The organism is Akkermansia sp. UBA7090 (assembly GCF_002493465.1).
Taxonomy (GTDB): Bacteria; Verrucomicrobiota; Verrucomicrobiia; order Verrucomicrobiales; family Akkermansiaceae; genus Akkermansia; species Akkermansia muciniphila_A.
In genome coordinates, this window is sequence record NZ_DKYW01000022.1 from 45,099 (window position 1) to 71,539 (window position 26,441).

General features: G+C 58.6%; 22 protein-coding genes. 6 read left to right on the forward strand and 16 right to left on the reverse strand.

Going from position 1 to position 26,441, the window contains the following annotated elements:
* Window positions 1-3 precede the first annotated feature (3 nt).
* The 4 genes from map (at window position 4) to ppk1 (ending at window position 5,732) form a co-directional block, all read left to right on the forward strand.
* Window positions 4-801, forward strand: coding sequence for a type I methionyl aminopeptidase (gene map / locus B3075_RS07930; RefSeq protein ID WP_094137219.1), 798 nt, complete (start codon window positions 4-6; stop codon window positions 799-801).
* An 18-nt stretch (window positions 802-819) separates the two neighbouring features.
* On the forward strand, window positions 820-1,887 hold the full coding sequence (locus B3075_RS07935) for an acyltransferase family protein (protein WP_290489701.1): 1,068 nt from the start codon (window positions 820-822) through the stop codon (window positions 1,885-1,887).
* Window positions 1,888-2,046: 159 nt separating this feature from the next.
* A complete protein-coding gene (locus B3075_RS07940; protein WP_128154755.1) occupies window positions 2,047-3,609 on the forward strand; it encodes an HD domain-containing protein in 1,563 nt (520 codons plus the stop codon).
* A gap of 35 nt (window positions 3,610-3,644) precedes the next feature.
* A complete protein-coding gene (gene ppk1 / locus B3075_RS07945) occupies window positions 3,645-5,732 on the forward strand; it encodes a polyphosphate kinase 1 (RefSeq protein WP_290489702.1) in 2,088 nt (695 codons plus the stop codon).
* A gap of 80 nt (window positions 5,733-5,812) precedes the next feature.
* Here ppk1 and B3075_RS07950 read toward each other — a convergent pair whose 3' ends face one another.
* The 7 genes from B3075_RS07950 to B3075_RS07980 form a co-directional block, all read right to left on the reverse strand.
* A complete protein-coding gene (locus B3075_RS07950) occupies window positions 5,813-6,859 on the reverse strand; it encodes a glycosyltransferase family 8 protein (protein WP_290489703.1) in 1,047 nt (348 codons plus the stop codon).
* A gap of 65 nt (window positions 6,860-6,924) precedes the next feature.
* A complete protein-coding gene (locus tag B3075_RS07955) occupies window positions 6,925-8,274 on the reverse strand; it encodes a hypothetical protein (RefSeq protein ID WP_290489704.1) in 1,350 nt (449 codons plus the stop codon).
* 14 nt (window positions 8,275-8,288) lie between these two features.
* Window positions 8,289-9,413, reverse strand: coding sequence for a glycosyltransferase (locus tag B3075_RS07960; protein ID WP_290489705.1), 1,125 nt, complete (start codon window positions 9,411-9,413; stop codon window positions 8,289-8,291).
* A 24-nt stretch (window positions 9,414-9,437) separates the two neighbouring features.
* A complete protein-coding gene (locus B3075_RS07965) occupies window positions 9,438-10,334 on the reverse strand; it encodes an alpha-1,2-fucosyltransferase (RefSeq protein ID WP_290489706.1) in 897 nt (298 codons plus the stop codon).
* Window positions 10,335-10,354: 20 nt separating this feature from the next.
* Window positions 10,355-11,410 (reverse strand): glycosyltransferase family 2 protein, encoded by a 1,056-nt coding sequence (locus B3075_RS07970; protein WP_290489707.1) that lies wholly within the window; start codon window positions 11,408-11,410, stop codon window positions 10,355-10,357.
* The gene (locus tag B3075_RS07975; RefSeq protein ID WP_290489708.1) at window positions 11,407-12,615 is read right to left on the reverse strand and encodes a glycosyltransferase; all 1,209 of its coding nucleotides are present in this window, start codon (window positions 12,613-12,615) and stop codon (window positions 11,407-11,409) included. Before B3075_RS07975 ends, B3075_RS07970 begins: the two co-directional genes overlap by 4 nt.
* A complete protein-coding gene (locus B3075_RS07980; protein ID WP_290489709.1) occupies window positions 12,612-13,010 on the reverse strand; it encodes a hypothetical protein in 399 nt (132 codons plus the stop codon). Before B3075_RS07980 ends, B3075_RS07975 begins: the two co-directional genes overlap by 4 nt.
* Between B3075_RS07980 and B3075_RS07985 the strand changes: the two genes are divergently transcribed.
* Window positions 12,988-14,064: a glycosyltransferase gene (locus tag B3075_RS07985; protein WP_290489710.1), complete on the forward strand. Its 1,077-nt coding sequence runs from the start codon at window positions 12,988-12,990 to the stop codon at window positions 14,062-14,064. The two genes, B3075_RS07980 and B3075_RS07985, sit on opposite strands and share 23 nt — an antisense overlap.
* A 79-nt stretch (window positions 14,065-14,143) precedes the next feature.
* Here the strand turns inward: B3075_RS07985 and B3075_RS07990 are convergent, their stop codons facing one another.
* From B3075_RS07990 to B3075_RS08015, 6 genes are all read right to left on the reverse strand, one after another.
* The gene (locus B3075_RS07990; RefSeq protein ID WP_290489711.1) at window positions 14,144-14,707 is read right to left on the reverse strand and encodes a DJ-1 family glyoxalase III; all 564 of its coding nucleotides are present in this window, start codon (window positions 14,705-14,707) and stop codon (window positions 14,144-14,146) included.
* A 63-nt stretch (window positions 14,708-14,770) separates the two neighbouring features.
* Window positions 14,771-15,811 (reverse strand): biotin/lipoyl-containing protein, encoded by a 1,041-nt coding sequence (locus B3075_RS07995; protein WP_290489712.1) that lies wholly within the window; start codon window positions 15,809-15,811, stop codon window positions 14,771-14,773.
* Between the two features lie 84 nt (window positions 15,812-15,895).
* On the reverse strand, window positions 15,896-17,044 hold the full coding sequence (gene nagA, locus B3075_RS08000; RefSeq protein ID WP_094137232.1) for an N-acetylglucosamine-6-phosphate deacetylase: 1,149 nt from the start codon (window positions 17,042-17,044) through the stop codon (window positions 15,896-15,898).
* An 86-nt stretch (window positions 17,045-17,130) separates the two neighbouring features.
* A complete protein-coding gene (locus tag B3075_RS08005; protein ID WP_290489713.1) occupies window positions 17,131-17,724 on the reverse strand; it encodes a peptidylprolyl isomerase in 594 nt (197 codons plus the stop codon).
* 155 nt (window positions 17,725-17,879) lie between these two features.
* The gene (locus B3075_RS08010; protein WP_290489714.1) at window positions 17,880-19,223 is read right to left on the reverse strand and encodes an MFS transporter; all 1,344 of its coding nucleotides are present in this window, start codon (window positions 19,221-19,223) and stop codon (window positions 17,880-17,882) included.
* A 4-nt stretch (window positions 19,224-19,227) separates the two neighbouring features.
* Entirely contained in the window at window positions 19,228-20,700 is a 1,473-nt protein-coding gene (locus tag B3075_RS08015; RefSeq protein ID WP_290489715.1) for a carbon starvation protein A, read from the reverse strand.
* A 328-nt stretch (window positions 20,701-21,028) separates the two neighbouring features.
* Between B3075_RS08015 and B3075_RS08020 the strand changes: the two genes are divergently transcribed.
* Complete coding sequence (locus tag B3075_RS08020) at window positions 21,029-21,787, forward strand: PEP-CTERM sorting domain-containing protein (protein ID WP_290489716.1); 759 nt, start codon at window positions 21,029-21,031, stop codon at window positions 21,785-21,787.
* 556 nt (window positions 21,788-22,343) lie between these two features.
* Here B3075_RS08020 and rbfA read toward each other — a convergent pair.
* The 3 genes from rbfA to nusA all read right to left on the reverse strand — a co-directional run bounded on the left by rbfA (window position 22,344) and on the right by nusA (window position 26,252).
* Window positions 22,344-22,721, reverse strand: a complete 378-nt coding sequence (gene rbfA, locus B3075_RS08025) for a 30S ribosome-binding factor RbfA (RefSeq protein WP_290489717.1) — start codon at window positions 22,719-22,721, stop codon at window positions 22,344-22,346.
* Window positions 22,722-22,862: 141 nt separating this feature from the next.
* A complete protein-coding gene (infB, locus tag B3075_RS08030) occupies window positions 22,863-24,914 on the reverse strand; it encodes a translation initiation factor IF-2 (RefSeq protein WP_290489718.1) in 2,052 nt (683 codons plus the stop codon).
* A 42-nt stretch (window positions 24,915-24,956) separates the two neighbouring features.
* Window positions 24,957-26,252 (reverse strand): transcription termination factor NusA, encoded by a 1,296-nt coding sequence (gene nusA / locus B3075_RS08035; protein WP_022196903.1) that lies wholly within the window; start codon window positions 26,250-26,252, stop codon window positions 24,957-24,959.
* Window positions 26,253-26,441 lie beyond the last annotated feature (189 nt).

Sequence of the window (26,441 nt, forward strand, 5' to 3'; positions counted from 1 at the left end):
CCCATGGCAGAACGAATCCATATCAAGTCTCCCGGCGAGGTGGCCAAGATGCAGAAGGCCGGGGCTGTAACGGCGGAAATCTTGATGGAGATCGGGGCCGAAGTCCAGGTGGGACGCACCACGCGGGAAATAGATGATATTGCGCGTGAAATCTTTAAAAAGCACAAGGTAGGCAATTCCTTTTACCAATACCGCGGGTTTCCCGGCCAGCTCTGCATTTCCATTAATGAGGAGGTGGTGCACGGCAGCGCTGGTCCCCGCCGCATCCAGAACGGGGACATTGTGAGCTTGGACGTGGGCGCCGTTGTGGACGGCTGGCATGGAGACAACGCCATGACCGTGCCGGTGGGCATGGTGGATCCGGAAAAACTGCGGCTGCTGGCCGTGACGGAGGAATCCCTGTTCCGCGCCATTGAACTGGTAAGGCCGGGCGCCTTGCTGGCGGACGTCTGCGCGGCGGTGGAGGGCTTCGTGCGTCCCCGCGGTTTTACCGTGGTTCGGGATTTTGTGGGGCACGGCATAGGCCGCCACCTGCATGAAGAACCCCAGATTCCCAACTACCGCCCTCATTACAAGCTTCCGCGCCTGAAAAAGGGAATGGCCCTGGCCATTGAGCCGATGGTGAACGCGGGCAGGCCTTCCGTTAAAATTCTGGATGACGGCTGGACGGTCGTCACGGCGGACGGCAAGCCTTCCGCCCACTTTGAGCACACGGTTATCGTAACGGACGGTGCGCCCCTGATTGTGACGGACCGCCCCCGCATCGCGTTGCCGGAGCAGCTCGGCATTGCTCCTTTGTAACTTCAGCACTTCCTGGGAATGACGCCGCCGGAAGCCTCCATTCCCGTGATTCTGGAGAAGACCGCCGCCCGCCGCATGGTGTGGGTGGATGTGGCCCGCGTGGTCGCCTGCATCCTGATTATTGCGAATCACATGGCCTTCTATTCGGCGGAGCTGTACCGGTGGATATGGGCGGAGTTCCTGGCGGCGCGCACGCCCTTTTTTCTGCTGGCGGCGGGCTACTTTGTGGGGAGAGGTTCGTTCGGCCCTCTGGATGGAGGAAGCCTTTTTCTCTGGAGGCGGAGCTGGTTTCTTCTCCGTCCGTATCTGGTGTGGGGGCTGGTTGCGGCCGTCCTGATCGGCTGGTCTCCCCTGCATGAATATTATGCGTCCTACCGGCCTATGTATGAATGGCTGGAAGGGGGGGAGGGCGCCGGGTTCTGGCCCGCTCTCGCGGCGTTCGGACGCTGCCTGGGCATTGCCGGGCATCCCGTGGACGCGCCTATGTGGTTCCTGCGCGATATTATTATTTATACCGCTGCGGCTCCCCTTCTTTACCGCTTGGGGGACTATCTGCTTTGGGTGGGGATTATCATGCTGTCCCTGAACTATTTTGCGCTGGATCTGGCGGATCATGATTATCCCATCGCCAACAGCCTGGGATTTTTCCTGCTGGGAATGTATGTTTCCCGGTATTCTCTGCCGTTCCTGACGGAAGCCGTGCGCCGGTACGCAGTGCCTTTTCTGGCTGCCACGCTTGCGCTTACCTGGTGGCTGGCAGGCCACCGGGACCAGCACAACTCCATGCTCATCGCCCTGGGCATGCTGGGGCTGATGTCCCTGGCCATTCTGTTCACGGAATGGTTTCCGCGCGCGGCCAGATGGGTGGCGGGGCTGGCTCCGGCGTGTTTTTTCATTTTCGGGACGCATTACATCGTCATCATCCTGCTGCGTGGAAGCGGCTGGATTACATGGAAGGGGGAAGCGTGGGACATGCTCTGGCTCTGTCTGGTCCCGGTCATTTTCGCCGTGCTGGCGGGGTTTTTTTTCTTCATGAAAAGATTTGCCCCGCGGCTGGTTCCCCTGCTGGGGGCCTATGGGAAATAGCCGTCTTGAAGAACCCTTCCGCCGGGACGGGAAGGGAGCCGCGCTTATCTCTTGCCGTCAAAAGGCAAATCCCTTATTCTTTCCTTTGCTGAAAGGGGTGGAAACGGCTTTTTTGTCACGTTGCCGTTCTTGCTCCACGGCCGGGAAACAATACATGGTATGGCAATGATTCAAGGCGAGCTGGTTCAGGATTCGGAATTATCAACTCAGGCGGTGATCTATCTGGGCCCGAGCTCCATGAGCCTGATGGTGGCTGAGGCAGTCCGGGACAGGATTCGCCTGCTGGATTTCCTTCAGCAGCCCGTCCCGATGGCGCGTGACATTTTCCGGTTCCACCGCATTTCCCGGCATACCATGGACCGCTGCGTGCAAATCATCGGCGACTATCTGGAAATTCTCAAGGAATACGGAGCCGGCAGCAAGCTTTCCGTCCGGTTCATGATTTCCAACATCATTTCCGAGGCGGATAATGTGGATGTGTTCGTGAACCGCATGCACGTGGCCCACGGCCTGCGTGGACGCCGCATTGACGACGGCAAGATGACGCGCCTCATTTACGTGAAGGTGCAGGAGGCTCTGGCCCAGTATCCGGGATTCAGCAAGAAAAAGGTGCTTGTGGTCCATACGGGGCCGGGCAATACCCGCGTGCTCCTGTTCCAGAAGGGGCGCATCGTGCGTTATTCCTGCTACAGGCTGGGAACGCATCGTACGGGGGAGGCCGTCGGGGAAATCGAGTACGGAGACGATGTGGCGGAGCTTTCCATTCTGCGGGAGCACATGCGCGGGCAGGTGGACCAGATTTGCCTGGATTACGGGGGCGTGAAGGGCCTGGCGGGCCTGATCGTCATCGGTCAGGAAATGCAGCAGCTCCGGGACCGCCTGGCCCCCACGCCGGAAGGCAAGGTGGCGTGCTCCTCCCTGGCGGCGGAGGCGGAGCGGATGTCCCGCACCACTCTGGAACAGCGCATGAACGTTTACGGGGCGGATTTCGCCGGGGTGGACTCCCTGCTGCCCGCCGTTTTGATGACGGAAATGATTGCCCGCAGCCTGAACCTGAATGACGTCATCATTCCCGCGAGCGGTTATGACGAGGAGTTTTCAAGCAGCCTGATACGCGCGGAACAGCATCCGGGGGACCTGGAGGCGGAGGTCCTCCATTTCGCCGGGATTCTGGCGGACAGGTACAAGGCAGACAAAGGGCACCGCGAGCATGTGGCGCGCCTGTGCATGGAAATGTTTGACCAGCTTCAGGACCTGCACCGCCTTTCCGAGCATGACCGGCTGCTGCTGGAAGTGGCCTCCATCCTGCATGAGGTTGGGTCTTTCATCAACCAGCAGAACCACCAGCTCCATTCCCAGTATATCATTCTCAACAGTGAAATCTTCGGCCTTTCCCGGGATGATGTGGAAACGATCGCCCTGCTGGCCCGCTACCACCGGCATGAGGTTCCCGCCAATTCCGATCCCATGTACGGGGAGCTGGAGCTGAGGGACCGCATGCGCGTAGCCAAGATGGCCGCCATCCTGCGCGTGGCGGATGCCCTGGAACGCGGCCATGCCCAGCGCGTGAACGGCGTCCGGGCGCACATCCGCGGGCGTATGCTGGAGCTGGAGCTTCAGGGCGTGCGAGAAACCGCCGTGGAAGACCTGGCCCTGCGGCTGAAGGGAGACCTGTTTGCGGATATTTTCGGTTATGACGTCGTGTTGGCGCCCCAGCGGTAGGCTGATTTAAAAAACTTCCATTTTCCATTTTTCCCATGTCTGATGAATATATCAACAGAGAACTTTCCTGGCTGGAATTCAACCAGCGTGTGCTTGACCAGGCCGTAAGAACGGATCTTCCCCTCCTGGAACGCCTGAAATTTCTGGCTATTACCGCCTCCAACCTGGATGAGTTTTTCATGGTGCGCGTGGGCGGCCTTCAGATGCTGCGGCATTCCGGTTCCCGCGTGAAGGACATTTCCGGGCTGACTCCCACCCGCCAGCTGAAAGCCATCCGCTCCCGCGTGGGCCGCATGATTGAGGACCAATACCGCCTGTTCCATGAGGAAATCCTGCCGTGGATGGAAATCAACGGGATTAATCCTCTGGCAGTGGAGGATCTCAGCACCTCCCAGAAACTGACGCTGGAGCAGTATTTCAACAACCAGATATTCCCGCTTCTGACGCCGCTGGACATGGATGCTCCGGAGGCTCCCGCGCTGCCGTCCCTTAAACTGCTGATGGGCGTGGAACTGCGCGACAATGAGACCGGGGAGGTGCGCTCCGCCGTGGTGGCCCTTCCGGACGGCCTGCCGCGGCGCGTTCCCGTCCCTTCCGCGGAGGCGGAACGCTACGTGATGCTGGAGGACCTGGTCCGGGAGTGCATCGGCACCGTTTTTCCCGGTGAAACCGTTCTTTCCGCAGCGGTGTTCCGCGTCACGCGCAATGGGGATATTGCCGTGCAGGAGGAAGACGCCCTGGATTTGGCGGATGAGATGGAGGAAGTGCTCGTAGCCCGGAAATTTTCCGAATGCGTGAGGCTGGAAGTAGAGTCCTCCGCGCCCGCCCCCCTGCATGACAAGATCATGCGGATTGTAGGCGCCGGGAAGGAAGAGACTTATGACCTCAAGGGGCCCCTGATGCTTTCCGACTTCATGGAAATGGCCTTTGCACCCGGCAATGACCAGTTGAAGGTGGAGCAGTGGTCTCCGCAGCCGTCCCCTTCCGTGAATCCGGCCGTCAGCATTTTTGAAAATATTGCCGGCGGGGATATTCTGCTCAACCATCCTTATGAAAGTTTTGAACCCGTCCTGCGCCTGGTGGAGGAGGCCGCGGAAGATCCGGATGTCATCGCCATCAAGCAGGTGCTGTACCGCACCGCCAGGAACTCCCGCATCGTGGCCGCCCTGAAAAAGGCGGCGGAGAGCGGCAAGCAGGTGACGGCGCTGGTGGAGCTGAAAGCCCGTTTTGACGAAGCCCGCAATCTGGAGAAGGCGGAAGAGCTTCAGCGTTCTGGCGTGCAGGTTGTTTACGGCGTCAAGGGGTTGAAGACCCATGCCAAGATTTGCCTGGTGGTGCGCCGGGAACAGGGCATGCTGCGGCGTTACTGCCATTTCGGCACGGGCAATTACAATGAAACCACCGCCAAGATTTACACGGATATTTCCTACCTTACCTGCGACGACCAGCTGGGAGCGGACGCTTCCCAATTCTTCAATTCCGTGACGGGGCGCACCAAGCTCATGCGCTTCCGCAAGCTGTATCCCTCCCCGGTGTTGATGAAGGCGCGCCTTATTGAACTTATTGAAGGGGAGGCGGAACGCGCGCGGCAGGGGGAACCCGCCCGCATCTCCGCCAAGATGAACAGCCTTCAGGACGTGGAAATTATTGACGCCCTGTACAGGGCCGCGGACGCCGGGGTGGACATTGAACTGAACGTGCGCGGCATTTGCTGCCTGAAAACGGGCCCCCGGCCCAACGGCAAGGTAATCCGCGTAGTCAGCATTGTGGACAGGTATCTGGAGCACGCGCGCATTTTCTTCTTCCACCACGGCGGCAACCACCAGCTTTTCATCGCCAGCGCGGACTGGATGACCCGGAATCTGGATAAAAGGGTGGAACTCATGGTGCCCGTCACCAACGGGAAGCTGGCGCGTCGCCTGAAATCCATTCTGGACGCCTGTTTCAGGGACAATGTTCAGGCGTGTAATATTCTGCCGGACGGCACTTCCGAACATGTCGTCCGGAAAAAAGGCCAGAAAGCCTTCCGTTTGCAACAGTACCTGACCAAGGAGGCGCGTCGCCTGGCCAAGGACAAGGAACGGGAACGTCAGCAGATGCTGGAACCGCACACGCCGCATTAAAGACGTTCGTTACGGGCGTTTGGAGGTTCGCAAGGAACAGTCTCCGGAGTACCCGGTTTTCCGGAGAGTAGGAAAGCTGCTTACGGTTTTCTGCCGTCAAGAATGGACAGCACTTTCTTCAGCCATCTGATCCTGTCCCGGCGTCTCCGGAAAATATGGCCCCGGGAGAAGAACAGTTTCCATTGCTGGCTGCGGATATGGCGCCGGATAAGCGGAGCCAGCCCCCGGGAAATCGCATCCAGTTCTTTCCGGAACGCGGGAAGCTTCTTTGCTTCCTGCCACCAGAAAAAGGCGTACAGGATCCAGTGGAATTGCCCTATGGTTCCGGGGGCGTCAGGAAGCCGCCATGGTTTTTCCGGGCCGACCATATGCAGCAGTTTCCATGCATGCCCGCAGGATATGGACGGAACGTTTTCAAATTCGGTTCCGCGCAGGCGCTGTATTCTTTCTTCATCCCACGTCCAGGACAGGAACTGGAAGTTCCATTCCGGAGGCAGCGGCGTTATGTCTCCATGCAGGGCGATATTCAGGATGTCCTGGTCCGGATAGGGGAAGGGTTCCGGGCGGCTTCGGAGCTGTTGGAGCAGCCGATGTTCCAGGTTGCGGCGGCGCATCTGGTCCAGGTCCAGCACCAGAACGCCGGAATTGCAGTAGGAAAGGGGGGAGGAAAGATAGCCGCCCATATATTCCAGATGAGGGTGCATCGTTCCTTCCTCAATGCTCCAGAGGGCCAGGCCGTCTCCGGCCGCCGCCGCGGGAGCTCCCCGCAAATCGGAAAAATAAAGCTCGGCTACGTCTCCGGCCAGCAGGGTATCCGCGTCCAGATAAACGATCCTGCCGTACTGCGGGAACAAACTGCCGGCCATCAGACGGGCATACGCGAGAGGGGAGTAGCGGTTCTTGTTGCCGTTTTGGAAGAGCTGGCGGAATTGTTCCGGAAGCTGCAGGAAAGAAAGGGAAACCTGCGGAAAGGGGGCGGCGACCCGGTTCAGCTCCTGTATTATTCGCGCGTCCATTCCGTCGTGGACGATGTGAATGTCATAAAAGCGTCCGGAACCGGCGTGAAGGCAAAGGGTGTGAATGGCTACGCTCAGGGGCAGGCCCCAGCCGCCGGTGGCGGAAAACATGACGGGGATGCATGATTGTTCCGGGGGTGCAGGAACGGGAGGGATTGTCATGACGTCAGGGAATTTCATGGTTCGGGGTGGTTTTTGGGGCGTTCCTGTTCTGTTGGCGGTTCCTGCCGGGCGGCGAGAAGGGGCAGGAGCAGTCCGGCTGTTTTTCCGGCCTGGTACGCGCGGTCCGGAGGGGAGAAATGGAAGGGATCTATATATCTCGCCCCCTGCATGAAGTCATGGTGGTCTGAAAGAACCGCGCCGGGCAGGGCAGAGGCCGCTTCACGGACAATGGCATTAAAGGCGGCGAGGGTTTTCTCTTTTTCTTCATTCAGCGTGCCGTCCGGCCCATCCATGATGGACGTGCTGGTCGCCAGGATGAGGAAACGGCAGCGTTTGCTGAGCTGGGAGACGAATGCCATGTAATTTTTGCGGAAGTCGTCCACGGAAATGGCGGAGACTTTATTGGTGACGTGGGAACCGAAGGAAAAGATGATGGCCTCGTACCCGGCGGAGGGAAAATATCCTGCAAGAGCGGGGAGGTAGTCCGGATCACCGGGAATCAGCGTGGAGGAGAACAAATCGATGTCCTCCTGAAGTTCTGAGGAAAGGGGGCGCCACAAATGCCGCATGACGGAACCGCCAATGAGCAGTATGCGCGCCTGCCCTTTTTCCGGATGAATGGCCGTGATCCAGTCGGTTTCCTCACGGTAATGGGTCGGGGCCGCCAATGCCCTCCAGCAGACAAGCATGCGTTCCTTTTTGCGTTTTCTTCTTTTCTCCAGCAGGCGGTGTATTTTCCCGGAACGCCTTCTCACCCATGTCCGGCCGAAAGGCAGCCGGCGGAGAACCTGTTTTCCCAGATTCCGGTAAGCTTCCGGGAAATCTTCTTCCCCGGAACCGGGCAGGGGGCGGCATTGCAGCATGCCGACGCAAAAATCAATGAATGGAAGGTTCTGCCTGTCTGCCAGCGTGCGAAGAAGAGCGTTCCAGGCTTCAAGAACGCCCGGTTCTTCTGCGTAGGGATGCCGGGCGCTGCCGTAGTCGGAGGGCGGGGATGACAGGAGGATCAGGCGGCGCGTTCGTTTCCGCAGAAAGGCGAAAAGCCTGCAAAGCATATCTTCGGCGCTTTCCATGGGCTCTCCTTCCCGGAGGGGCTTTCCCATGAGCCTGCCGTTGGCGAGGGAAAGGTGCAGGGGCGGCCACATGAAAAGAATAACGCTGTAGCGGGCACCGGAAAGGCAGTGCTCCATTTGCCGCCACAGGCAGGGATGGTTGAGCGGGAAATTGAAGATGAGCGTGTCGGCGACCAGTCTGGACGATTTCAGATGGACATGGTTTTTTGCCAGGGCGGAATTGCCGATCACCAGCATTCTGTCATTGCCGAGCAGGAGATGGTCGTGTTGCTGATAGGAATAGATGAACACGGCAGAAACAACGGTTACAGGGATGAGCGGGAGTTTCTCTTGGCGGAGTAAAGAGTGCATCCGAGGATTTGGAGGGTGTCTATTCCGTTTTTGGAAAACCTCAGCCGGAACATGTGCCTTCTGGCGGTTTTGAACTTCCAGAAGCATTGAAGGAGGCGCAGGTAAATCCACCGTCCGGCCAGGGCTGCTTCAAGGTAGGTCCGCTGTTCCCTGGGAATCCCGCGAACGTGTTCGGAAGTGATGTCCGCTTCCCGCCAGAGTTCCGCCCAATGCCTGAGCTGCCGGGCCGGCATTTTATTGTCCGGAAAAAGCAGGGGGACGATATAATTCATGTAGGCCGTGCGGTTGCTCTCCAGAACCCCTTCCCGGAGTTTTTCCCTGGTGAGCATCTCGAATACGGCGTAATAACTTGCGGGCCGGGTTTCCGCTTTCCGGTTGCGCGAAGAAACGGATTGGGGGCCGCCCAGCCCGTAGTGATAAAGTTTTTCAGAGGTAAGGGCGATGCGGCGGCAGCGGGCGATGGCCCGGGAAACGTACAGGGTGTCTTCCCCGCTGGTGAAGGAAGATGGCAGACGCACTTCCAGGGGGGCGGAACAACCGGGGAGGATTCTCCTGAACAATTTGCTCCAGACCACGCCGGTGATCCTGTCTTCCAGAAAGAGCCGGAATATTTCGCCTTTCTCCGCAAAGACGCCGTCGCAGGCGGTATGTTCTATATGAAGGAGCTTTTCCTCAGCCATTCCGCATGATTCTCCGCTTTCAGCCGGAAGGAAGGGGGAATAGGAACATTGGACCATGTCCGCCCCGCTTTCTTCCGCCAGCCGGTAGAGCCGTTCATACATGTCCGGCTCAACGTAGTCATCCGGATCCGCAAAACCCAGATAGGGCGCCGCGGCTGCCCTGATTCCCGCGTTGCGGGCTTCCGCCCTGCCGGAATTTTCCTGTGTAATCAGGCGGAAACGGCTGTCTCCGGAAGCATATTTCCGGACGATGTCTCCGGACCCGTCTGTCGAACCGTCGTCCACGCAGATGATTTCCAGGTCGCGGAGGGTTTGTGCCGCCAGGCTGTCCAGACAGCGCGGAAGAAGGGGTCCCATGTTGTAGATGGGGACGATGACGGAAATGAGGGGAGAGGACATGGGCTGCTGCGTAAGGAAACGGGGTTATATCCGGAGCCATGAGCCGGGGATGAGCGCGTCGTCCGTATGGTACCGGTCGTTTTCATTCCTGTTGAACCAGATGCGCGGCGCGATGACGATTTTCTCCGCGTGTTCGTTGAGCCAGGCCGCCCACCAGGAGAACGTGCTGTTGGCGATGATGTGGTGGCGGCAGTTTCGCATCAGCTCCAGATCGAAGTAGCCGGCGCCGCCGTCGTTGATATCCACATGGACATGGGGCAGGGCGGGCCTCAGGTGTTCCCGTGCCCACGCTGTGTCGTCCGAGAAGATGAAATAACGCAGGGATTCCTGCGGAACGCCTGCCGCCCTCAGTCTTCCTTCCATTTCAGCCATGCTCCGGAGATAGTATTCCAGCGGCGGCGGAGAAAGGTAGGGGTTGGAGAGGTAATCCGTTCTCCTGATGTGCAGGGAAATGGAGCAGCAGGAACGGATATCTTCAAGAATGCGGGCGTTTTCCGGAGTCAGGGGAGTTTTTAGACGGAATTCCCTGCAAAGCTGTTCCCGGCAGTGGAGGAAGTATTGTTCCGTTTGAAAATATCCCTTGAAATAGGTATGGCAGCGGGGTGGGGCCGTGAGGCCGGGATCGAACCCGTGCCGTTTTTCCTCCCGGAAATGAGGATATTTGGGGGCGGAGAACAGGGAACGCAGGCAGGCGGGAATGCGGGACTTGCGGAAAGCCCAGGAGGGAGGGCCCCCTTCAATGGGAAGGGAAATGTGGAAGTGATGGAGTTCGCAGACCCTCTTGTCATCATGTTCATATGATGAGGCTTCCAGCCTTGCTTTTTCCCCTTGCCGGGAGAGCGCGAAGAGAAAGGCGTATTGGAACAGCTGGTTTCCCAGCCCTCCGAAAAGGCGCATGACCAATTCTTTTTTCTTTGCCATGTTCAAGCAGGGAAAAGGGGTTAAAACGGAATATTCCCGCGTATGCCCTCCAGTTGTCCGCGTATTTGCCGCAGCCGTACCCGGCCATTCCTTCTCCATGAAGGAACAGGGCAGAAAGGAAGAAGCTTCCAGAGGATTCCGGTGTTCCTGCCGGCCTTCCGGAGCCTTCTTCCGAAGTCTGAAAAGCTGGTGGATTTCAACAACAGGCGGAAAGGAAGATGAAGAGACTCTCTCCGGCACTCGGCGTTCGTGCAATGGGCGTTCAGGAAGTCCCGGATGATGCCGTAAAGCATTTCCTGCTCCCCGGGAGAGAAAGGCATGTCAAGCAGTCTCAGTTCAAATGGTTCATGCTCTACAAAGCGGACAAGATGGCCGGCTTTTCTTGTCCAGAGCCGGCGTTGTTCATAAAACTCTTCAATCAGGGAAAGCCACCGGGGGATCATGTCCAAAATATCGGCGGTTCTTTTTCTTATCTGGTGGTGGTTGCCCTGTTCATGCTGGCGGTAATGGTAAACGGCCTCCGGGCAGAAGGAGATTTTTTCTGCCAGCGCGAGCGCGAAATGCGAGAAGAGGCCGTCTTCACAGGGGTGAATGCCTTCCGGGAATTCCAGATTGTTTTTTAAGGGGAACTCCCGGCGCAGAAATATGCCGCAGGTGGGCAGGGCGGGGATTTTATCCGGCGGAAACCTGTCGCAGAACAGTTTTCCCGCTACGGTCAAATCGCTTGCTCCGCGGTCTGAGGCGTCCAGAAGATGTTTGAGAAAGGCTTCGTCAATAAAATCGTCGCCGTCAACGAAACACAAATAGCGCCCGGAAGCGTGCCGCATGCCCAGATTGCGGGCGGAGGAAACGCCTCCGTTTTCCTGTTCGAAATAACGGATTCTTGAGTCCGCCTCTGAAAAACGCCGGGCGATTTCCCCCGACGAGTCGGAGGACCCGTCGTTAATGATGAGGCATTCCCACTCCGCAAGGGTTTGCCGGCGTATGCTGTTGATGCACTCTTCAAGATATCGTTCCTGGTTGTAAACGGGAACAATGACGGAAACCTGGGGCTGTGGCGGGCAGGATCGGGTCATTGGCGGGACTGTTGAGGTTTGGAGGGGGAGCATGCGGCAAGAGCCCGCTTCAGGTTGGAGCGGGATTCCCTGTCAATATCCCTGCCCAATTGGAGAAGCGCCTGCTGCATTTCCGCGTATTCCTCCTCCGTTTGCCTGATGGCGCGGAGCATGGCGCCGCCAAGCGTTTCTTCCCCGTAAAGAAGTGCGTTCCGGTCATTGAAGCCGTAGAAGGAAGCGAATTTTTCATGGATGACCGGAATCTTCGCGAATCCGTAAATAAGCAGGGCGGAGCCGGTGATGCCGGTGGTAATGTAGCGGTCGTGCGCCGGATTGCCGGGATCAAGGAGAGGCAGGAAATAGTCCGCCCGCTCCATGGCCGCGTACATGGAAGGAAAATCAAGCCTTCCGGTCACATGCAGGAAAGGGCGCAGGTGGCCGGGAATTTCTCCCAGCTCTCCTTCCCCTACGATGATGACGGAAAAGTTCCTGTATCCTTCATTGTAGATGGTTTGCAGCGCTTCAATCAGGAGTTTGTGGTTTTTTCTCTGTGCGGAAAGGGAACCTACGGTGATGAATACGGGTTCACGGTTCCGGGGCGCAGGCGGGATTTTCCCGAAAAAGTGCGGATTAACCATCGTCCCTTTGGGAAAGTAGCTCAGCGTCAGCAGACGTCCCTGCCGTTCAAGTTCTTCTTCCCCGAACCGGGGGATGTCATTTAATTCATGTTCGACGGCCAGAAGATTGGTGAGTCTGTCAAGCCCCGTCATGTGAAGGAACCCTGCCCATCCCGGAATGTCATAAAAGGCGGATGTTGATACCAAAATGGCTTCGTACCGGTTGAGGACGGGAGCTTTGGCCAGGCGCTTCCATGAAGTGCACATGGCTGTGAAGATCTGGATCTCGTTTTCCTTGAAACAACACAGAGGCGATTGCCCGGCCAGGCTGTGATGCATCAGGACATCAACGCGGTATCCCATGTCAAGCAGATGACGGCAAAAACCGGGGAGGACTTCTCCGTGGCAATAGTTGGGCTCCAGAATAAGGATTGTGCGGCCGGCTACTGCATGCCTGCGCCATGCGCGCATGCTTCGGCGGGCGTTCCGGTCGTAGTCGGACAGGAAATCGCGCAGAAAAGCGCGTCCTTTTTTACGCAGATTCCGAAACGGAATACACATGGTCAGCAATCGGAGCATGACTGTTTGCGTATGTGTAATCGGTTTCATGGTGAAAAATTGCAGGAAATATCATGAATATCGCCTGATACGGATGGTGATTTTTTTCTTTTTGCCGTTCCGGGCAGATTTTCCCCGCCGTAAAAAAGAATACGTTGTGCAACGATGGTTGAATACTTAATAAATTCATACTGAAAAGCAATATCAAAAAAGCTCCTTTGCGCATGATGCCGGAGTATTCCTGACGGTTTGAATTTTCTGCCGTACTGCCGCCCTCTGTTTCCGTCGTTTCCGGGGAAGACTGCCTTTGCATTTCTTTCCGGAAATAGTTTCGCGTCTCCGGTTTCCCGTTTTTCAATAAATGGCGTTGCTGTTTTTTCTTGATGTGAATTTTCAATCCGGATAAAAAAGGATGCTTCCGCCATGAGCGTATCCGTTTCCATCATTGTTCCCTGCTATAATGTTGCCGCCTATCTGGACCAGTGTATGGAAAGCCTGACCGGCCAGAGCATGGAAGATATTGAGATCATTTGCGTCAATGACGGTTCTTCCGACCGTACGGCGGAGATATTGCGCGAATGGAGGAACAGGGACCGCCGCGTCCGGATAATTGACCAGAAAAACAGCGGCGTTTCCGCAGCGAGGAACAGCGGCATGGAAGCGGCTGCGGGGACGTATATCGGCTTTGTGGATCCGGACGACATGGTGGAACGGAATATGTTCCAGCGCCTGTTTACTGCGGCCGCGGAAAAAGATGCGGATGTAGCGGTGTGCGGATACCATGAATTCTGCGACTGCGGGGACATGGATATGCCTGAAAGCGGATGGTCGCCGTCAGCCGGATTTTTCCCGGAGGAAAAAGCGGAGCGGTTCCGGCGGGGGACGCCCTGGAGCCGGTGCGCGGGAACGGTGTGGAACAAGTTGATCCGCAGGGAGCTGCTGGAAGAAAACGGCTTGCGTTTCGTTCCCGGATTGAGCCAGGGGGAGGATTTGTATTTCTGTTTGATGCTGTTGACTTTTGCTCCGCGGCTTTTGACCATTCCCGACCGGTTGTACCACTATCGGCGGGAACGCCCCGGCTCCTCCTCCTGCGGGCGGGATCCCCTCCTGGGGGATTTCCGCATGGATTTGATGGGCATGGAATCTCTGGCGCGTTTCTGGGGGCAGCGGGGGCTGCTTGATTCACCCGCCGTCTTCGGTCTGGTGGACTGCTGCATGGAATTGATGCGCAGGCATTTCATCGTGAAAGAGGGAGCTTTTTTCAGGGCGTCGCCGGAAGACCGGGAGGTTCTGCTTTCCGGCTGGAAAAAGTGGCTGGAGCTGGTGGGCGCGGAGAATGTCCTTCCCCGTCTGGACCGGTGGGACCGGGCTTTTTGCCGTCTTTTGTTGAATTATCCCTGCCGGAGCAATTTTTTCTCTGCCCTGCATTCCCGCCTGATGTCATCCCGTAAGGGGCGCCGGGGGGCTTACTACGCCCTGAAAAGGCGCCTGATGAAGTGAAAAGGGGAAATTCTTCCTCCTTCCCCTGTTGTTCCGGCGCCGCATGGGGTTGTAGAAAGGCGGAATGCCTGCCGGCCTCCTACAGGCCCGTGTAGCACATCTGCTCTTTGAGCTGGGCCACCTGGAGGTCTTCCCCCAGATATTCCCCGATGGAGTAGCCGAAAAGCATGGCGGCGCCGGGGCCGTTGGCGGTGAGCATGTTGCCGTCCAGCACCACATTTTCATCCTTCACGATGCGGGCGCCTGCTTCGTTGAGTTCCCGGTAAACGTCCTGGGCCGGGTAGGCCGTGACGTTCCTGTCCCTGACCAGGCCTGCTTTGGCCAGAACGATGGGGGCGGCGCAGATAGCGGCTACCAGCTTGCCCGCTTCATGCATTTTTTTGACCAGATGGATAACTTCCGGCGTGTCCCGGAGTACCCAGGAACCCGCGCCGCCGGGCAGGATCAGGGCGTCCAGCTTGTCAGCATGAAGTTTGTCCAGCATGGTGTCCGTGCTGACGGTTACTTCATGGGTGCTGACCACCTTGTCGGCCTGGACGCCGGCAAGCACTACGTCCATGTTCAGGCGCCGCAGAATGTCCAGCGGAGCCATGAGTTCGATTTCTTCAAATCCGGGAGCGGCAAGTATGGCGACTTTTTTCATGGTTGGTAAGACAGGAGGGGGAAGCGGAACGTTCAAGGAAAAGAGCAGAATATTCCGGTAGCCCTACAGGAGGAGGAGAACCGGGTTTTCCAGGAGGGTTTTGAATTCGGCGGCAATTTTGGAAGCCTTGCATTCCGGCAGAATGTTGGCGTTCACGTACAGGGTGACGGGCAGAATGAGCTTGGACACGGGCCGCCCCGCTTCAATGCCCGTTTTCGGCGTAGTGCCTCCTATGCTGATGATGCTGTGGGGCATTTCCGGCAGTGCGGCGCGCTGGGCTTCCACGTTCACGCCGCTGTCGCAAAGCAGGATATTGGGCGCGACGCTGCCTGCGGGGAGCGGCCCTGCCGCGGGGGCGGCCAGGCGTTCCATGGCGATGTTGTAAATCGTCTTGCCGGAGGCGTTTTCAATGAAGACGTATTTTTCCCCCTTGTCCAGCACCATGAGCAGTTTCGTAACGGCGTCTCCGGCCAGCCATTCCGGCTCGCTTACGCATGCTTTCACCGCAGCGCGCACCACGTAGTCAAAGAGGCTGTAACGGCCGCCGATAAGCTTTTCGCACTGGACGGCGATGGGCGTGCTGATGGCGGCCAGGTAAGCCATGTTCGCCTCCAGGGAGTACAGGTAAAAGTTGTCTACGCGCGTGGCGTGGCGCGTGTCCCGGGGCGCCAGCGGGGTCTGCACCCGGCGGGCGGGGCCGTCTGCGGGGCGCAGGGCGGCCCGTACATCCGCAGCCATGATTTTGCCCCGGGGGCCGGTGCCGCGCAGCGTGGCGGGATTCAATCCGGCTTCCGCCGCCAGTCTGGCGGCCAGCGGGCTGCATGTTACGGGCGGGCACGGAGGGCAGCCGCAGGCGGCCGCTCCGAATTCCGACTGAAGCAGCGCAATAGGCGCTCCCACCGCGGCGGAACCTCCTTCCGGCACCAGGATTTCCGCCAGGGTGCCGTCCTCGCAGGCCTGGAGTTCCACATGGGCCTTGTCCGTTTCAATGTCGGCCAGATGGTCGCCGACCTCTACGAAGTCCCCTGTTTTTTTGATCCATCTCAGGACGATGCCTTCGTGCATGGAGTCGGACAGGCGGGGCATTTCAATGGTAGTAGCCATGGAGGTGAATGTTGAAGTATGGTAAAAGGGGGGAAGGCGCGCCGGAAGGGGCGGGACGTCTCCTTCCGGCGCGCGGAAGCGCGGCTACGCGCTGTATTTTTCCACGCCGTCGATGAATACCTTGCAGGTATTGAAGTCATCGTCCAGCAGAACCATGTCCGCCGTGAAGCCGGGGGCGATTTTGCCCAGGCCTTCCAGGCCCAGGGACTGCGCCTGGTTCCAGGAAGTGGCTTTCACCAGGTCGCTGAGGGGTTTCCCGGTCAGGCGGTGCACGTTTTTCAGGCCGTGGGCGTACTTGAGGGTGCTGCCGGCCAGGGCGCCGGATTCCTGCAGGCGGGCCACGCCGTCCTTCACGATGATGGGCAGGCCGCCCAGGTCCCCGGGGCCGTCCGGCATCCAGGAGCAGGCCAGGGAGTCCGTAATCATCAGCATCTGGTCGGAATCCTTGTTCTTGAACACGGTTTTGAGCATGTCCGCGCAGAGGTGGATGGTGTCGCAGATGATTTCAATCTTGATTTCCCTGTCCAGAAGGCCGGAACCCACCAGGCCGATTTCACGGTGGTGCAGGGGAGACATCTGGTTGCAGTAGTGGGTCAGGTGCGCCAGCCCCGCGGACTTGGCCCTGTTGAAGTCCGCATGGGTGGCGGCGCTGTGCCCGGCGGAGCAGCGGATGCCGTTGGCCGTGGCTTTCTCAATGAATTCAATGGCTCCGGGCATTTCCGGCGCCAGGGAGACCAGCAGCACCCTGGCAATGGAGTTCAGGTTGGCCACTTCATCATAGTCCGGCTGGCGGACAAAGGCGGGGTTCTGCGCGCCGCAGCATTTGGGGTTGATGAACGGCCCTTCCAGGTGGACGCCGGGCGTTTTGGCGAATTCCTGGTTCTTCATGTATTCCGCCACGGAGGCGCACACGTCTTCCAGCACCTTGGGAGACAGGGTGAGAGTGGTCGGCAGCCAGGAAGTGACGCCTTCCTTCATTTTGCATTCCGCAATGGTGCGGAGGCTTTCCAGCTTGGCGTCGCAGGTGTCGCAGCCGCCGGCGCCGTGGCTGTGGATGTCAATGAAGCCGGGCAGGAGCATGCGGCCTTCCGCATCCACGACCTTGTCTGCGGCGGGAAGTTCGCTCCCGGCGGGATAGACGGCGGTAATGGTTTTGCCTTCCATTTCCACGGCAGCCCCGGGCATATCAATGCCGGGGGAGATGATGCGTGCGTTTTTAATGAGTGTTTTCATAACAATGAATGGTTGTTGGATGGATGTTGATCGTCGTTTTTCTTTGTTCGGCCGCGTTTTCCCGCCTGGCCTCTGCCGCTTCCCGGTTATCTGGCGGCGTCCAGGGCCTTGTTCCACCGGGCTACGCGGGAGGCTTCCGCTTTCAGCACGACGGCCGCGGCGTTTTTGTCCAGAATGCGGATGTCCTTGATTTTATCCCCCCGGACGATGGAGTTGACGACGGACTGCCCTTTCAGCACCTTCCCGAAGACCGTGTGGCGGCCATCCAGATGAGGCGTGGGCACATGGGTGATGAAGAATTGGGAACCGTTGGTGCCGGGGCCCGCGTTCGCCATGGAAAGCACGCCGGGGCCGTCATGCCTGAGATCCGGGGAAAATTCGTCTTCAAAACTGTAGCCGGGGCCTCCCATGCCCGTGCCGGTGGGGTCGCCGCCCTGGATCATGAAATCCGGAATCACGCGGTGGAAGGTAATTCCCTTGTAGTAGCCCCTGTTGGCGAGGTTCAGGAAGTTGGCTACGGTGACGGGCGCCTTGGAGGGGTAAAGGGCCAGTTCAATGTCCCCCTTGGTAGTGGAGAGGACGACATGGACGTCCTTGAGGCCGGCGGCGGATTCCGCGGAGGCGCTGAAGCACGCCAGGGCGCACAGGGAACACAGCAGAAGGGTGAGATATTTTTTCATGGCTTCTTGTTTCCCCCCTATCTTGCCCGAATAGAAGCAGGGTTGCAAGTAAATCGCGCGCCCTGACGGGAGAATGGCGCTGGACGCGTCAATGAGGGAAGGTTGTTCCCTGAAGAAGAGATTGTTAAGGTGTGCGTCCGGTTGCCGGCCCGGGACTACCTTGAGCCGGAATACGCGCGGGAAAAACGGAAGACCGCCCACGCCATGAAGAGGCTGAGGATTCCCATGACGACGAATTGCCAGGAAGGGGGGATGACCAGCATCATGGCGTATTGGAACCCGACGGCCAGCAAACCGAGCGCGCAGTCCACCAGGTTACCGGCGGCGATCATGTCCCCGCGCTTGTCATTGTCCGCCCGGTCCTGGAAAAAGGCGTTCAGGGGCACCAGGAACAGGGCCGCGGAAATGCCCGCCGCCATCAGCAGGGCGTAGAAGACCGGGGAAGTCATGGAAACTGCGGACAGGGCCGAGCAGCTCGCCGCCATCAGCACGCCACCCGCCACGGAAACGTTCATTCGGATGCGGCGGCGGCAGATCACGGAAGCGAGGATGCCGCCCAGCACCGTTCCCCCGCTCATCCAGGCCATCAGCACGGCTCCTACGGAGCTGAAGTCGTCCCCGCCGCCGGAGATTTCCTTCGCCATCTGGATAGTCATCAGCATGACCGTGCCGCCGAAAAACCAGAAATAGCCGATGCCCATTTCGCTGACGCGCAGGTTGCGGTTGTTCCACAGCTTGCCCAGCTGGTGGAAGTGCTCGTAAAACAGGGACCAGGAGAAGGGCCGGAAGCCTTCGGGAGCATACCGGGGCAGATAGAAGCTGGAGATGGCCACCGGAACGGCCAGGAGCAGAAACACCAGGCATGGGAAAGAGGCGGCATACCAGCCGTCATTGATGCCGGAGGGTTTCAGCCATGCGTTAAACCATGGGAAGAAACCCTCCCCCAGCCAGCGGTGCCAGATGGTATCCGTGGAAGGCTCCAGCAGGTAGCGGAACCAGATGAAGACGCCAATCTGGCCGATGAGCAGGCTGAGGATGGAAGCCATTTCCACGATGCCGCTGGCGAACCCCATGCGGGAGGTTCCCACAATGTCCTTGACGATTCCTTTCTTGGCCGGGCTGAAGACGGTGGCCTGCACGGCAAAGACGCAGAACCACAGGATGGCCCCGTTCAGGTTGTGGACGCGCAGGCTCCAGTACATGCCCGCCAGCACGCATATCTGGAGCAGGGCCATGGACTGGATGATGCGCGCCTTGCAGAAACGGTCCGAAAGCCAGCCGACGAAGGGGGAGAACAGGATGAAGGGCAGCACGATGATGGCCCCCAGCGGATATTCCAGGTCCCCCTCTGAGCCGTACAGCCAGACGCCCAGGGGAATCAGCAGGAATTGCGCCCCTTTTTCATTGAAGGAGTTCTGCGCCTGAATCAGCACGAGCCGCCAGAAAGCTCCCCATGGAACTTCGCGGGCGTGTCCTGGCGTATGGGCGCTGGAATTCATGAAGTTACAGGCTGGGCTCCTCCGCTTTTTCCAGACCGGAGCCGCGGAACAGGCACAGCACGCCGATGACGGCTGTCAGCAGGGCGCTGGAAACCAGGGAGGCTTCTTCACTGAACCCGCACATTTCCGGGCTGGAGAACAGATATTGGAATACCACCAGGCTCAGGAAGGCGGCGGGAGCCGCCGCCGGCCAGAAGCAGCGGTTTTTGCTGCGCAGGTAAATGGAGACGGCCCAGAGCGTAGCGGAGGCCAGAAGCTGGTTGGCCCAGCCGAAGTACTGCCAGATGATGGCGTAGTCCATGCTGCTGACGGCGATGGCTGCGGCGAAGAGCGGTATGGCGATCATCAGGCGGCGGCTCAGCTGTTCCTGGCTCAGCTTGAAGCAGTCCGCAATCATCAGGCGCGTGACCCGCAGGGCGCCGTCCCCCGTGCTGATGGGGAGGATAACCACGCCGATCATGACCAGGATGGAACCGACGCTTCCCATCCAGGATTCGGAAATCGTCTGGATGGCCAGAGCCGGAGCCTTTCCGTTGGCGGTAGCCGCTCCCAGGGCTTCCGGAGAGCCGTAGAAGGTCAGCGCGGCAGCGGCCCATATGAAGGCGATGATGCCTTCCGTAATCATCGCCCCGCCAAAGACGGGCAGCCCTTCCCGCTCCGTTTTCAGGCACCGCGCCATCAGCGGGGACTGTGTGGCATGGAATCCGCTCACGGCTCCGCAGGCGATGGTGATGAACATCACGGGGAAAAGCGGGAAATCCGCCGGATGGCGGTTATGGAAAAAGTCCGTATCCGGAAGCACTTCCATGCGGGGGAGATGCATCCAGGCCGGCAGGGAATCCGCAAAGGGCATCAGAAGCATCACGCCCAGAATACCCATGACCATGATGATCAGGGCGACGGAAAAAAGAGGATAGACCTTTCCCATAATAGCCTGGATGGGAAGAATGGTCGCCAGAAAATAGTAGCCGAAGATAATCCACACCCATGCCGAAACGCTCCAGCCCGTCATGGGGGACAGGATGGCGGCGGGCCCCACGGCGAAGACGACGCCCACCAGCACGCTGAACACGATGCAGACGGCGCGGCTGATCCACTGGGCCTGCCCGCCCAGGTAGCGCCCCAGGATTTCCGGCAGGTTTTCCCCTTTGTGCCGCAGGGAGATCATGCCGGAAAAGTAGTCGTGCGCCATTCCGCCCAGAATGCAGCCGAAAACGATCCACAGGAGCGCGGCCGGGCCATACAGCACGCCCATGACGGCGCCGAAAATGGGCCCCAGCCCTGCAATGTTCAGCAGCTGGATGAGAAAAACGCGCCAGCGCGGCATGACCACATAATCCACGCCGTCCGTACAGGCCACGGCGGGAGTCTGCCGGGAGGCGTCCGGCCGGAAAATCCTTTCCAGCACCCGTCCGTAAGTGAAATAACCGGCCGCCAGGGCCAATATCCCCAGAATGAAATAGCAGTAACCGTTCATGTTGGAAAAAAACCGGCCGCCTCATGGGCTGCCGTCCGTTCACGGAACTTAACTTTTCTCCCTCCCTCTGGCAAGCCGTTAGTGAAAAAGAGGAAAAGGAGGGGCGGATTCCCAATCCGAAAAATAAATCCAGGTCTGTTTTTCATGCGCAAAAAATTGGAATTATGAATTTTACGATAGTTTAAAATCTCCAACAGGGAAACTTGCAATTTCAAGATGGCCCTGTTCGTTTATCTGCATAAACATCTCATTTCTATTATTTAGTGTTGACTTCGGATTGGGAATCCGCTAAAAGATTGGCCCCGCTCAACCTTTCCCATTTCCATTTATGAAGAAAACATTGATAATCATTGCGTCTCTGGTTCTTGGCACGGCGGCTTCCCAGGCCGCGGTACTGTGTACCACTACGTTTAACCGGACCGGCACTTCCCTGGATACCGTCACGGTGAGCACGGTTTCCGATGCGGGACTTACCACCTCCACCTCGATTAGTTCCGAGAATTTCAGCAAGAGCACTACGGGCAATGACCTGCTGGCTTCAGGCTCCATTCCCGCCTCCGTATTCTCCCCCAATGCCAATGTGGGGAATAACCAGAATAATACGTGGAGCGTTTCTTTCACGTTTACCAACACCGGTTCCCAGGATATGCTGATTACTTCCATTGATCTTTCCATGATAGGATTCACTGGAGCGGGCGCCGCGCAGAATGCCGGGGGCGGTGTGGCCAATAACGATTATGTTGGAGGAGCCGACGGCAATTTGAACAAACCTGTCAATATCACCCTCGGCATGAGCGGGCAGGAAAGTCAGACGCTGGCCTATAATGGCGCCACCAGTACAAATACGTCCGTGGGATCCTGGGATGGCGTTCGTACGGGAAACTATGAATATAGCGATGTTGTGTTGAAAGCCGGGGAGTCCATGACGTTAACGGTCACGGCTTCCAAAAACGAGGCCTACGGCAGCGGCTGCTTTATTGGGCTTACGGGAATCCAGGTGAATGGGGAAGTGGTTCCGGAACCTGCTGCAGCTTCCCTCAGTCTTCTGGGGCTGGCCGCGTTGATGATGCGCCGCCGCAGAGTTTGAGGTTCCTGCTTCTGATGTATTTGAACAGGCCGCCCGTTTTTTGAAACTGGCGGCTTGTTTGTTTTCAGCCAGTGGGGGGGCTTTGTCCAACTGGAGCGTTGGGGGCGCCGCCGCGGAATCCGTGCCAGGGGCGTCCGCTTCCGCCTACACGCATTGGATGGTGACCAATGGAACGGATTTTGCGGGAAGGGCGGATGTCGGCGGATTGGGCGCGGGAGGGACGCTATTTGAAGGGAGTCAGGATTCGGGGCTTAGCAGCCGCCGGAAGGCAAGATCCCCTTGTTCATTATAAACACGAACAAGGGTGTATATCTGCGTGTGGAAGAGGGCGGCATTACCGTGGAAACCGCCGGCGGGGGCTACGGATTTCGGGAGCGCCCGGCTGCGCGTAACCGCGGACCAGGTGCGGCATGTGGCTGAAGGGCGCAGCCTATATGTGGGAAATGGCAATGACGCCCGTCCGGGGGATTATATTTCCCTGACTTTGGAAAACGATGTTCCGCGACGCGCGACAGTAACGGGCGGAGGCGCCGTGCGTTAAACAGAAAGAGAAATTTTATTCCCCGTCATTTTCCGAATCGGCAGGGGGCGCTTTGGGCAGGTTTTTGTCAATGTCTTCCAAAAGGTTGACCAGGTCAACGCCGCGCTGGGCGGAGTCGTCCAGACGGAAGGTCAGGCGCGGCGTATTGCGCAGCACCACGCGCCTGGCCACGGCGGACTGGATAAGCCCGTGCCGGGAGTTCAGTTTTTCCAGCACCTGGGCGGGAGCCATTTTCCCTACGACGCCCACCCATACTTTCCCCTCTTTCAGATCGTCCGTCACTTCCACTTCAATCACGGTGACAATTGTGCCGGGAAATTCAAAATCCCGCTGAATGGTGGTGCCTATTTCCCGGCGCAGGAGTTCGTTTACCTTGTCAGTGCGTCTGCTCATATGAAGAGATAGAGTGATAAATGGGCCGATTGGTTCAATCGGTGAAGAAAGAATGGAGGAAAAGACAGGGACGGAGGTTTCCCGGCCGCCCGGAGGAGCGTACAGGAGGCTCCGTCCCTGTTGGTTGATTCTCGTTGAGGGTTACAGCGTTTGCTGGATTTTTTCCAGCGTGTAGCATTCGATGATGTCGCCCGTCTCGTATTCGTTGAAGTCTCCGAGGCGGATGCCGCATTCCAGGCCCGCCTTGACTTCTTCCACTTCATCCTGGAAGCGGCGGAGGGTGGACATTTTGCCGTCAAAGACAGGCGTCTTGTCGCGGATGACGCGCGCCTCGCAGCTGCGGAGGATTTTGCCGTCCTCCACCATGCAGCCCGCCGCGCGGCCCTTGTTGAGTTTGAAGACCTGGAGCACTTTGGCGTGCCCGATGATGGTTTCGCGCGTTTCCGGTTCCAGCAGGCCCAGCATGGCATCCCTCACCTGGTCGATGAGTTCGTAAACGATGGAATACAGTTTTACCTGCACACCTTCCCGCTTGAGCAGTTTGACGGCGTTGGCTTCCACTTTGACGTTGAAGCCCAGGATGACGGCATCCGAGGAGGAGGCCAGCAGAACGTCCGATTCCGAAATGGGGCCGGCGGAGGCGTTCAGGAAAACGCATTCCACTTTGTCCGACTGGATGTCCAGAACAGCCTTCTTGATGGCTTCCACGGAACCCTGCACATCCCCCTTCAGGAGTATTTTGAGCTGGGCTTTCTGGGTGCCGTCCCCCATCATGGCGAGCAGTTCTTCCATGCGTGCCTTGCGGGGCTGGGCCAGGCGCTGCTTGCGCAGTTCCTCCTGGCGTTCTTCCCCAAGCTTTTTGGCGGCGCGTTCGTTTTCCATTTCCACCAGTTCGTCCCCCACATTCGGGGTTTCAGAGAAGCCGGTAATTTCCACGGGCATGCCGGGGCCTACCTTTTTGACGCGTTCGCCGTGGTCGTTGACCAGGGCGCGCACCTTGCCGGCGTAAGGGCCGCAGATGAAGGGCATCCCGACGCGGATGGTGCCGCTTTCCACAATGGCCGTGGCGGAGCTGCCCGTGCCGGGTTCCACGCGGGCCTCAATGATGGAGGCGCGGCAGTTGGCCTTGGGGTTGGCCTGGAGTTCCAGCACTTCCGACTGGAGGACGAGAAGGCCGAGAAGGTCGTCAATGCCGGCCCCGGTCAGGGCGGAGACTTCCACGCATTCCACATCGCCGCCGAAGTCCGTGGGAACCAGCCCTTCTTCCATCAGGCCGCTCTTGGTCTTGACGGGGTCTGCGGCCGGAAGGTCGCACTTGTTGATGGCCACGATGATGGTTTTGCCGGCCGCTTTGGAGTGGGCAATGGCTTCCCGCGTCTGGGGCATGATGCCGTCATTGGCGGCCACTACCAGCACCACAATGTCCGTGACGTCCGCCCCGCGGGCGCGCATTTCCGTGAAGATGGCGTGGCCCGGCGTATCCAGGAAGGTGAGCGTGCTGCCGTTGTAGTCAACCGTATAGGCGCCGATGTGCTGGGTGATGCCCCCTGCTTCCCCCTTGGCCACGCGCGTTTTGCGGATGTAGTCCAGCAGGGATGTTTTGCCGTGGTCCACATGGCCCATGACGGTGATGATGGGGGTGCGCGTGATGAGGGTGGCTTTGGGTTCTTCCACCACCGGCACGGGTTCCGGTTCCTTGACGGGTTCCTGCTGGGCTTTCACGCCGCCGCCTTTTTCCCGTTTTTCGCGGGCGAATGTGTAGCCGTGGATGTCGCAGATGGTGCTGACGGCGTCCGCATCCAACGGCGTATTCGGGTTGGCGAAGATGCCCATGCCCATCAGATCCTTGATGATTTGGAAGGGCTTGGCTTTCAGCATGGCCGCCAGCTCGGAAACGGAGACGGGCGGTTTGAGGTTGATGATTTTATCGTCCGCGGAGGTTTCTTCCTGGGGTGCGGGCGCGGCGGGTTCTGCGGCGGCCGGGGCAGCGGAGGGCGCCGGAACGGCGTCAGCGGCGCGCGCCGCCTTTTTCTTGGTGCCGGAAAGCAAGTCGAGAGCTTCTTTCTTGACTGGAGCAGGGCGGGAGGGCGCCGGTGCGGGGGCCGGCTGGGGTGCGCGTTTCTTTTTGGAAGATCCGCCGATCAGATCCAATACTTCCTTTTTGGGTTCGTTCTCTTCTTGTTTATTAGGCATCTTGATTTAAGGTTGTTAGATGTTGAGCGCCGCGCCCAACGGTTATTGAGAGATGAGGTCCCGGGCCTTGGCCAGGATTTGGGCGGCTTCCTCTGCGGGAATGCCCATGCTTTCCGCGATGTCGGAAGCTTCAAATCCGGTGAGGGCTACCAGGTCCGTTCCGCCCATGGTCACCAGGCCCATGGCGGTTTCTTCCGGGATTTCCAATTGTTCGCTGAGGGTTTTGGCCGCAGCCTGGCATTGGCGCATGACTTCCTCGGCCGCGGCCTGGCTCTGGCGTTTTTCCGCTTCCTGGACGTCAAAGACGCGCACCTGGACATCCCAGCCCATCAGGCGGGAGGTGAGGCGGGCATTCTGTCCCCTGCGGCCGATGGCCTTGGAGAGGTCCTTGTCGTCCTGGACGATAACGAAGATTTTTCTGGCTTCCTCGTCCACGGTGATTTCCCGCGGTTCCACGGGGCTGAGAGCTTCCCGGACGAAGGCGACGGGGTCTTCCGTCCATTCCAGGATGTCCACTTTTTCATTGTTGAGCTCCCGGACGATGTTTTTGACGCGGGCGCCGCGCATGCCTACGCATGCCCCTACCGGATCTACTTTGTCGTCATGGCTGATGACGGCCACTTTGGTGCGGTAGCCGGCTTCGCGGGCGATGCCGTGGATTTCCACGGTCTGGTCACCTATTTCCACCACTTCCGATTCAAAGAGGCGGCGCACCAGGTTCGGATGGCTACGGGAAAGGATGACTTCCGGGCCGCGCGCTTCCGTGCGCACTTCCACCACGTAGAAGCGCATGCGGTCGCCGACGCTGTAGTCTTCATTCGGCACGCGTTCGCGGGAGGTCATGACGCCTTCGAATTTGCCGAGGTCCACAAAAATATCCCCCTTTTCAAAACGGCGGATGGTGCCCGTTACCAGATCTCCGGCGCGGTCCTTGAATTCGTCGTAGAGCATTTCCTTTTCCGCGTCCAGCAGTTTCTGGAGCATGGTCTGGCGGGCGGTCTGCACCGCGATGCGGCCGAAGCCCTTGGGCGTGATGTTGGTGGGAAGCAGGTCGTGCAGAACGGCGTTCTTGTCCAGCTTGACGGCCAGGGAGAGGGGGATCTGGTTGAATTTGTCGGAGTATTCTTCATCCGGCACCACTTCCAGGTCCGCAAAAATGCGCACCTTGCCTTTGTCCACGTTGATTTCGGCCCTCAGGTAGTTGATGCTGCCGGAGCCGGGAACCATCTTGCGGTAGGCGGAGAGAAAGGCGGACTCCAGAGCGAGGAGAATTTTTTCACGGGAGAGCCCTTTTTCCCTCTCGTAGTAGTCAATCAAAGCTTTAATATCGTTTGTCATGAGTGTGGAGGAGTGTGATGGATAGACAAAAAAGAGCGGGTCGACAGACCCACTCTCGAGTGTCTCTCGGGGTGTTTGCCTATCTAAGTAAGCACGAGGGGGCGGTTCTGGCAAGAAAAAACGCTTGTTCTATGCGGCATGCAAAAGACTGGGGATGATTCCGAAAGAAGAATTTTCCGGAGCCCTTCG

Excerpts from the sequence above, each read along its gene's own strand:
- B3075_RS07995 (WP_290489712.1), bottom strand. The coding sequence starts at position 15,811 with ATGGCTACTACCATTGAAATGCCCCGCCTGTCCGACTCCATGCACGAA.
- B3075_RS07980 (WP_290489709.1), bottom strand. The coding sequence starts at position 13,010 with ATGATGGAAACGGATACGCTCATGGCGGAAGCATCCTTTTTTATCCGG.
- infB (WP_290489718.1), bottom strand. The coding sequence starts at position 24,914 with ATGCCTAATAAACAAGAAGAGAACGAACCCAAAAAGGAAGTATTGGAT.
- B3075_RS07990 (WP_290489711.1), bottom strand. The coding sequence starts at position 14,707 with ATGAAAAAAGTCGCCATACTTGCCGCTCCCGGATTTGAAGAAATCGAA.
- B3075_RS07950 (WP_290489703.1), bottom strand. The coding sequence starts at position 6,859 with ATGTTTTCCGCCACCGGCGGCTGGGGCCTGCCCCTGAGCGTAGCCATT.
- B3075_RS07965 (WP_290489706.1), bottom strand. The coding sequence starts at position 10,334 with ATGGCAAAGAAAAAAGAATTGGTCATGCGCCTTTTCGGAGGGCTGGGA.
- map (WP_094137219.1), top strand. The coding sequence starts at position 4 with ATGGCAGAACGAATCCATATCAAGTCTCCCGGCGAGGTGGCCAAGATG.
- B3075_RS08015 (WP_290489715.1), bottom strand. The coding sequence starts at position 20,700 with ATGAACGGTTACTGCTATTTCATTCTGGGGATATTGGCCCTGGCGGCC.
- B3075_RS07985 (WP_290489710.1), top strand. The coding sequence starts at position 12,988 with ATGAGCGTATCCGTTTCCATCATTGTTCCCTGCTATAATGTTGCCGCC.
- B3075_RS08010 (WP_290489714.1), bottom strand. The coding sequence starts at position 19,223 with ATGAATTCCAGCGCCCATACGCCAGGACACGCCCGCGAAGTTCCATGG.
- B3075_RS07975 (WP_290489708.1), bottom strand. The coding sequence starts at position 12,615 with ATGAAACCGATTACACATACGCAAACAGTCATGCTCCGATTGCTGACC.
- B3075_RS08005 (WP_290489713.1), bottom strand. The coding sequence starts at position 17,724 with ATGAAAAAATATCTCACCCTTCTGCTGTGTTCCCTGTGCGCCCTGGCG.
- B3075_RS08020 (WP_290489716.1), top strand. The coding sequence starts at position 21,029 with ATGAAGAAAACATTGATAATCATTGCGTCTCTGGTTCTTGGCACGGCG.
- B3075_RS07970 (WP_290489707.1), bottom strand. The coding sequence starts at position 11,410 with ATGACCCGATCCTGCCCGCCACAGCCCCAGGTTTCCGTCATTGTTCCC.
- B3075_RS07960 (WP_290489705.1), bottom strand. The coding sequence starts at position 9,413 with ATGTCCTCTCCCCTCATTTCCGTCATCGTCCCCATCTACAACATGGGA.
- ppk1 (WP_290489702.1), top strand. The coding sequence starts at position 3,645 with ATGTCTGATGAATATATCAACAGAGAACTTTCCTGGCTGGAATTCAAC.
- nagA (WP_094137232.1), bottom strand. The coding sequence starts at position 17,044 with ATGAAAACACTCATTAAAAACGCACGCATCATCTCCCCCGGCATTGAT.
- rbfA (WP_290489717.1), bottom strand. The coding sequence starts at position 22,721 with ATGAGCAGACGCACTGACAAGGTAAACGAACTCCTGCGCCGGGAAATA.
- B3075_RS07935 (WP_290489701.1), top strand. The coding sequence starts at position 820 with ATGACGCCGCCGGAAGCCTCCATTCCCGTGATTCTGGAGAAGACCGCC.
- B3075_RS07940 (WP_128154755.1), top strand. The coding sequence starts at position 2,047 with ATGGCAATGATTCAAGGCGAGCTGGTTCAGGATTCGGAATTATCAACT.
- nusA (WP_022196903.1), bottom strand. The coding sequence starts at position 26,252 with ATGACAAACGATATTAAAGCTTTGATTGACTACTACGAGAGGGAAAAA.